Here is a 7,500-nt window from a genome sequence, read left to right on the forward strand (position 1 = left end):
CCGCGGGATCTTCGCCCCCAGCGCCTGGAACTTCTTCGGATGCCGCAGGAACTCGATGATCTCCTCGAGCTCCTCCTTCGCTTCTTCCACCCCCGCCACGTCCTCGAACGTGACCCGCGTCTTCGCCTCCGTGTGCAGCCGTGCCCGGCTCTTGCCGAACGACATCGCCTGGTTCGACCCCGACTGGGCCTGCCGCAGCATTAACATCCAGAGGCCCACGAGCACGAGGAACGGCAGCATCGTCGTCAACAGGTTCGGCCACAGCGACGATCGCGACTGCGGCTCCACCGTGATCGTGACGCCCTTCGCCTGCAAGAGAGGAAGATACGAGCCGTCGTTGGCCGGCACGTAGGCACGGAACGAGCGACCATCCTTCAGCTGTCCGGAGACGGCCTCGTTGCTGACCGTGACCTGGGTGATCTGACCCGACTGAGCCTTGTCGAGAAAGTCGCTGTAGGAGATCTCCTCACGCGGCGCCCGCTGGTGGTAGAGCGGCAACACCAAATAGAGCACGACCACGAGGATCAGCGCCCATACGAGCAGATTGCGCACATACTTATTGAACACTCCGGGACCTCCTCGTAGACGCCAGCCACTGGACCCGGAGCGCCAGGGGGCAAGGTGTGCGGATCCTCTTCAAAAAATTATAGCACACAGGTCCGCACCCGCATACACGCGCCGCGCGCGCATACGCCTTTCCGTCAGTGCCTCTCGTCCCCTCCGGTCCCTTCCGATCCGTCCGTCCCGACGTTGCAACTGCCTATCACCTTATTACAATCCGGATCGCGGAGCTCCACGTCTCGGCGCGCGCGCCGTGGTCCCGATCTCGAGCACCGCCCGCAGCCGGACGGCCCGTACACCACCCGGCAACTCCGCCACCGCACCGGTCCGCCCCTCGAGCGCCACTTTCCGCGCTCCCTCAAGGTGAACGAACGCGACCCCCTGCAAAGTCCCGCGCACCCGCCGCACGGCCTCGCGTAACGCGCGGCGCTGAAGCGCCGACGGCAACGCCGCGAAGGGCGCCAGCGCTACGCGCACCGCGGGTTTATCGCCGGACAGCACCGCGCCTACGCGACCGACTGCGAGTTCGTCGAGCGCGGCCGTTTCGTCGCGGAGGACCTCCGCGAGCCGCGCAAGTGTGCCCCGTACATCAGGATTATACCCTTCGAGCGTCGGAAGCAAGACGTGGCGAATGCGGTTGCGCAGCATGGCGTGGTCCCGGTTCGTCGGATCCTCGCGCCACACCACGCCCTCGGCCCGCAGCGACGCTTCGACGAGGACGTGTGGGGTCTCGATCAGCGGTCGGATCAACCTCATACCGGCATGCGGTCGCACGGGCGGAATCCCAGCCAGCCCCCATGGGCCCGCGCCCCGCAGGAGACGCATCAGAACGGTCTCGGCCTGATCGTCGAGGGTGTGACCGGTGGCGATCACGTCGGCCGACGCCGCGGCGGCGACCGAGACCAGGAACGCGTATCTGAGGTGGCGCGCGGCGTCCTCCACGGAACGTCCCGTGCGCGCGGCGAACGCTCGCGGATCCCCGCTGCCCTCATGGTATGGAAGGCCGAGCCCGCGCGCCACTTCCGCCACGAACGTCGCGTCCTCTCCCGCGTCCTCCCGCAGCAGATGGTTGAAATGCGCGACGCGGAGCTCGAGGCCGAGATCCGCCCGCAGCCCGACGAGCGAACGCAGCAGCGCGGTGGAATCGGCGCCGCCGGAAACCGCCACGATCACCGTTTCCCCACCTTGCAGCATTGCGTGGCGCCGGACGGTGTCGCGGACGCGGGCGACCAGCTGCGCACCACCGATCATGCGCGCGCCTCGGCCGGGACGCGGCCGCGCCTGTATCGCCGACGGCACGCGGCGGGGTCCCAGGTCCTTCCCGCAACAACCAAGGTGGGCACGAGCGGCAGATTCGGTGGCCCCCAACGTGCTTCCTACGAAGGACCCGTGGGCCGCCGGGAGAAGCGTGGCGAATCACACCAAAGGACGAAGAGGCAAGAAGGGAATCAGTGGTGGTGGCGGCGGAGGGCTTCGAACCCCCGACTCCGCGGGTATGAACCGCGTGCTCTGACCACCTGAGCTACGCCGCCAGCGACGCTCATTATATCACGCGCCCCGCCCATCGGCGCGGAGGGGCCCGCACCCGACGTCGGTGATGGCAACGCAAGATGCGACGCACGCCGCGCGAGCACCGCGGCACACGATCCGCCCGGCCCGCATCGCCGGCATGCCCCGCGGCAGGACCGCCTCGCGCCAGCGCGGAACCTCGTGTCGCACGCTCCGTCAGGGGGGGAGAACGCATGCCCACACCGGTCGAGTTCGTTCAGGCGCATCGCCCGCAGTTCGAAGCCGAGTTGTGCGATCTGCTCCGCATCCCCAGCATCAGCACCCTGCCGGCTCACCGGGAGGATATCCGACACGCGGCGCAGTGGGTTGCGAAGCACCTGCGGGAGATCGGCATGACGGTGGACCTGATCCCGACGGCCGGCCACCCGCTTGTGTACGCAGAATGGCTGGGAGCCCCGGGGCGCCCTACGGTGCTCGGGTACGGCCACTACGACGTCCAGCCCACTGACCCGGACGGGCTGTGGACGGCACCGCCGTTCTCGCCGACCGTGCGCAACGGCGGCCTCTACGCCCGCGGCGCGGCAGACGACAAGGGCCAGATGTTCACGCTGATGGCGGCGGTCCGGGCCTACCTGCAGACCGGGACAGCGCTCCCCGTCAACGTGAAGTTGATCATCGAGGGCGAGGAAGAATGCGGCGGCGCGGGCATCGAAGCGTACGTCCGGTCCCACGGAGACCGGTTGCGTGCCGACGCCGCGCTGGTGCTGGACTTCGGCGTGTTTGCTCCGGGCATCCCGGCGATCGCCCTCGGCCTGCGCGGCATCGTCGGGGGCGAGGTCGAAGTGCAGGGCGCCGCGCGCGATCTGCACTCGGGGCTCTACGGCGGGGTCGCCCCCAACCCGTTCATCGCCCTCGCCGAGATCATCACGGGGCTCAAGGACGCGAACGGGCACGTTCGCATCCCCGGGTTCTACGACCGTGTCGTCCCGCCGGGTCCCGCGGAGCGCGCGGGATGGGACCGATTGCCGTTCGACGAAGCCGCGTTCCTCCGCGATGAGGTCGGCTCCGCCGCGCTCACGGGCGAGCCGGACTACACGCCGCTCGAGCGAATGTGGACACGTCCGACGCTCGACGTGCACGGCATGCCTGGCGGCTTCACCGCCGAAGGGTTCAAGACCGTGATCCCGGCCCGCGCCACCGCCAAGATCAGCATGCGGCTCGTCCCGAACCAGACCCCGGCGGAAATCGGGCGGCTGTTCGCCGCGCACGTCCGCTCGCTACAGCCGCGCGGCACGCAGGTTACCGTCCGTGTCACGAACGGCGCGCAACCCGTCGTCATGGCAGCCACCGTGCCCGCCGTCGTCGCAGCACAGCGCGCGCTCACCGACGCGTTCGGGCGCGAGGCGGTGTTCACGCGCATGGGTGGTTCCGTACCGATCGTCGCCGATTTCATCGAACAGTTGGGGCTTCCGACGGTCGTCACCGGGTGGGCTACGCCCGACTCGAATGCGCACAGCCCCGACGAGCGGCTCGATCTCGAACACTTCCACAAGGGAATCGTGGCGGTCATGCGGTTCTTCGAGCGCATCGGCGCCCGCGCCTAACCCGAGAGGCCGGCGGTCGTCGCCGGCGGTTCCGAGGCGAACGCCGAGGGAGGGATCTCATCGATGCGCATCGGCGTCCCCAAAGAGATCAAGGATCAGGAAGGCCGCGTTGCCATCACGCCCGCGGGCGTCCACGAGCTGATCGCCGCGGACCACGAGGTACTGGTCGAGCGTGACGCCGGCGAGCAGAGCGGGATCCCCGACCGCGACTTCGAGCGCCGCGGCGCCAGGATCGTCGAGCGGGCAGCGGATGCGTGGGCCGCGGGGATGGTGCTCAAGGTCAAAGAGCCGTTGCCCGAAGAGCACCGGTATCTGCGCTCGGACCTCATCCTGTTCACGTACCTCCACCTCGCCGCGGAGCCCGCGCTCACGCATGCGCTCCTCGCAAGCCGGACGGTCGGGATCGGATACGAGACCGTCCAACTTCCCGACGGTGAACTCCCCCTGCTGACGCCAATGAGCGAGGTGGCCGGACGTATGGCGGTCCAGGAAGGCGCGTTCTACCTGAAGAAAACGGCGGGCGGCAAGGGGACATTGCTCGGCGGAGTTACGGGGGTCGCTCCGGCCAACGTGGTGATCATCGGCGGCGGAGTAGTGGGAAGCCACGCCGCCAAGATTGCCACCGGCATGGGCGCCCAGGTGGTCGTGCTCGAGAAGAGTCCACGCCGCATGGCGTATCTGGACGATATTCTGCACGGCCGCGCGATGGCCGTGATGAGTAACCCGGTGACCCTGGAACAAGCGATGACGTACGCCGACCTGCTCGTGGGCGCGGTGCTCATCCCGGGGGCCCGCGCGCCGCATCTTGTCAGCGAGGCGATGGTGCGCACGATGAAGCCGGGCTCCGTGATCGTGGACGTCGCGGTGGACCAGGGCGGCTGCGTCGAGACCACGGAGCCGACGAGCCACACCCACCCGGTCATCGAGAAATTCGGCGTGTTACACTACGGCGTCACGAACATGCCCGGTGCGCTGCCTCGCACCTCGACGTTCGCCCTGACGAACGCGACCATCGGCTACGCGCTCCACCTCGCAGCGAAGGGCTGGCGGCAAGCGGCGCGCGAAGATCCTTCGCTCGCGCGCGGCGTCAACACGGCCGAAGGACACACGACGTACGCGGCCGTTGCCGAGGCGCATCACCTAACGTACATGCCGCTCGAGACGCTGCTCGCCTGAACGCACGCCGGCGCTGACCCCGGGAAAAACAAAGAAGGCCGGACCGCGCGGCCCAGCCTCCCAACGCACCACCCGTGGCTACCCCTTCGGCGGATCGGAACCCATCTCCGCGCGCACCTTGCCGGCGGCGATCTCCTCCAACGCCACGGTGACGGGGTTCGTGCTCGCCACGTCTACCATCGGGAGGTGACCTTCTTTCAATTGGCGCGCGCGCTTCGCAACGCCGATCACGAGTGAGTACTTGTTGTCCACGCGATCGAGCAACGATTCGAGCGGTGGCTTGATCATCGGCATGGCCATACCCTCCCTATACCCGCGACACCGGCATCACACGAGCGATCCGTAATCCCCTCGACGCAAAGAGGCTCTGCATCGTTGGTTCGTCCACGATCAAACGGAGCGCAATGATGGTGAGCGTGCTGGGACAAGCAAGAAGGAACGGTGGGGGAAGCTAGCTTCCCCCACCGGAAATATCCCCGGCAGCGACCTACTCTCCCACGCAGTTGCCCACGCAGTACCATCGGCCCTGGAGGGCTTAACTACCGTGTTCGGAATGGGAACGGGTGTGGCCCCTCCGGCAACGCCACCAGGAATTCTCGAGACAGGCTCCGGCAACCGGAAACCCATCACAGTTCATCCATGGCTCGTGCATTCGGATCCCGGCCCTGCTTGCAAATAAGGACCTTGGCCTAAGACTCCGAGCCACGGTGCAAGCTCCATACAGCTACCCCTAAGGCCATACCTTCAAGCCCTCGACCGATTAGTACCGGTAAGCTCAAGGCCTCACGGCCCTTACACCTCCGGCCTATCAACCAGGTAGTCTACCTGGGGTCTTACCCGGTTACCCGGTGGGAGGCCTCATCTTGAGGTGGGCTTCGCGCTTAGATGCTTTCAGCGCTTATCCCGTCCGCACATAGCTACCCGGCGCGTGCCCTTGGCAGGACAACCGGTACACCAGCGGTGCGTCCACTCCGGTCCTCTCGTACTAGGAGCAGCACCCCTCAAGCCTCCTGCGCCCGCAGTGGATAGGGACCGACAGTTTTGTTACTCCCTCTGTGGCATCCACAGAGAGGGGCAGGTCATTTCTGCCTGCCTCTCCTAGTCGCCTAGGAGCTCGGACTGTATCTTTCCCTCACCGTGGTGAGGGATCCGGCGTACAGTCTCTGAGGGTTCCAGATCGCTTCGTCTGGTCTTCCCTGCTGATAACCTGCACCCATCGCATTGTCACCAGCATTCCTGGTAGCGTGGGATTCTCAGGCCTCCCAGCATATAGCCGGATTTATAGACAGCAGCGGTCACTTACTGTCTCACGACGTTCTGAACCCAGCTCACGTACCGCTTTAATGGGCGAACAGCCCAACCCTTGGGAGCTACTACACCCCCAGGATGCGATGAGCCGACATCGAGGTGCCAAACCTCCCCGTCGATGTGGACTCTTGGGGGAGATCAGCCTGTTATCCCCGGGGTAGCTTTTATCCGTTAAGCCACGGCGCTTCCACTTGCCGCCGTAGGATCACTAGGCCCGACTTTCGTCCCTGCTCGGCTTGTTGGCCTCACAGTCAAGCCCCCTTATGCCCTTACACTCGCCGCACGGTTTCCAACCGTGCTGAGGGGACCTTGGGGCGCCTCCGTTACTGTTTAGGAGGCGACCGCCCCAGTCAAACTGCCCACCTGCCACTGTCCCGACAACCGATGAGGTCGTCGGTTAGGACGTAATTCTATCAAGGGTGGTATTCCACCGTTGGCTCCACCGAAGCTAGCGCCCCGGCTTCGCAGCCTCCCACCTATCCTCTACATGAGAGAACCACATCCAATGACAGGATACAGTAAAGCTCCACGGGGTCTTTCCGTCCAGCTGCGGGTAGTCAGTGTCTTCACTGACACCACAACTTCGCCGAGTCCCTGGTCGAGACAGCGCTCAAGTCGTTACACCATTCGTGCAGGTCGGAACTTCGCGCGATCCCCTGTCTCCAGAGGGCGTAGACTATACCTTTATCTCGGATCGAGGATAGCGCTTCTTGCTTGAGGCGTTCAGCCGCCCGGCCAACTCGACAATCTTGGCGAAACCAGGGCGGACAAGATGCTCCTTGCGGAACATCATCTTGCAAACTTCCGCGAGCGCCTCAAACTCACGCACCTGACTTGCGCGCAGTGGGTAGCACTCAAAGTGCGGGACCACGTTGTGGACCAGTTCAGGGATACTCCGGACTTCATACTTCAGCGTGCGATCCGAGCGATCCGGTCTGATCCAGCCGCATCCTAACGTCTGCTGAAGTAGGTACAACACCTCAGCACGATCGCGATTTTGGCTGACCGAGAAGCTCGGCCGAATATCCCATCCTAGTGCGTGACGCCTGCTGCGATTGAACGTTACGCAGAAGCATCCCTCACCGTCCACATATCCCGTCAGATACCAGTGCGTATCCACCGCATCCCCGTCTGAGATACCGGCGTCTTGTGGCGCCCGCAGATTTGGCGGCTTCCGCCAGTGAGCGCCACCCCGGGTCGAGCCCGGAGTCGTTACAGGGCCGCATACTTCGCGGCTTCCCTCGGTATTACCCTCGTCCGGCTTTCGCCGCCGTTAGGGCTTCACCGATATGAGCCGGTTTGCTTACGGGATCCCTCCCGTAAGGGGCAAGTTTGGAAACTT

At 65.4% G+C, this 7,500-nt stretch carries 5 protein-coding genes, 1 tRNA gene and 2 rRNA genes (1 of these 8 only partly in view); 2 read left to right on the forward strand and 6 right to left on the reverse strand.

From position 1 onward, the window contains the following. The 3 genes from VKZ50_20015 to VKZ50_20025 form a co-directional block, all read right to left on the reverse strand. A partial coding sequence (locus tag VKZ50_20015) for an ATP-dependent metallopeptidase FtsH/Yme1/Tma family protein (GenBank protein HLJ62020.1) occupies window positions 1-567 on the reverse strand: 567 nt, incomplete at its 3' end. A 204-nt stretch (window positions 568-771) separates the two neighbouring features. Continuing rightward, complete coding sequence (tilS, locus tag VKZ50_20020) at window positions 772-1,812, reverse strand: tRNA lysidine(34) synthetase TilS (protein ID HLJ62021.1); 1,041 nt, start codon at window positions 1,810-1,812, stop codon at window positions 772-774. Window positions 1,813-2,016: 204 nt separating this feature from the next. Then, window positions 2,017-2,093 (reverse strand) — tRNA-Met (locus VKZ50_20025). A gap of 210 nt (window positions 2,094-2,303) precedes the next feature. On the opposite strand from VKZ50_20025, the gene VKZ50_20030 reads away from it, so the two are divergent. After that, a complete protein-coding gene (locus VKZ50_20030) occupies window positions 2,304-3,674 on the forward strand; it encodes a dipeptidase (protein ID HLJ62022.1) in 1,371 nt (456 codons plus the stop codon). Window positions 3,675-3,737: 63 nt separating this feature from the next. Next, on the forward strand, window positions 3,738-4,850 hold the full coding sequence (gene ald, locus VKZ50_20035) for an alanine dehydrogenase (GenBank protein ID HLJ62023.1): 1,113 nt from the start codon (window positions 3,738-3,740) through the stop codon (window positions 4,848-4,850). Between the two features lie 78 nt (window positions 4,851-4,928). Here the strand turns inward: ald and rpoZ are convergent, their stop codons facing one another. The 3 genes from rpoZ to VKZ50_20050 form a co-directional block, all read right to left on the reverse strand. Further along, window positions 4,929-5,144, reverse strand: a complete 216-nt coding sequence (rpoZ, locus tag VKZ50_20040; GenBank protein HLJ62024.1) for a DNA-directed RNA polymerase subunit omega — start codon at window positions 5,142-5,144, stop codon at window positions 4,929-4,931. A gap of 180 nt (window positions 5,145-5,324) precedes the next feature. Beyond that, window positions 5,325-5,441 (reverse strand): 5S ribosomal RNA (rrf, locus tag VKZ50_20045). 149 nt (window positions 5,442-5,590) lie between these two features. Beyond that, window positions 5,591-7,500, reverse strand: a 23S ribosomal RNA gene (locus VKZ50_20050) (it continues 2,360 nt past the right edge of the window).

This window comes from bacterium, assembly GCA_035295165.1.
Lineage (GTDB): Bacteria > Sysuimicrobiota > Sysuimicrobiia > Sysuimicrobiales > Segetimicrobiaceae > JAJPIA01.

Bases quoted from the DNA above. Each gene is read 5' to 3' on its own strand.
- tilS (HLJ62021.1), bottom strand. From the start codon at position 1,812: ATGATCGGTGGTGCGCAGCTGGTCGCCCGCGTCCGCGACACCGTCCGG.
- VKZ50_20030 (HLJ62022.1), top strand. From the start codon at position 2,304: ATGCCCACACCGGTCGAGTTCGTTCAGGCGCATCGCCCGCAGTTCGAA.
- ald (HLJ62023.1), top strand. From the start codon at position 3,738: ATGCGCATCGGCGTCCCCAAAGAGATCAAGGATCAGGAAGGCCGCGTT.
- rpoZ (HLJ62024.1), bottom strand. From the start codon at position 5,144: ATGCCGATGATCAAGCCACCGCTCGAATCGTTGCTCGATCGCGTGGAC.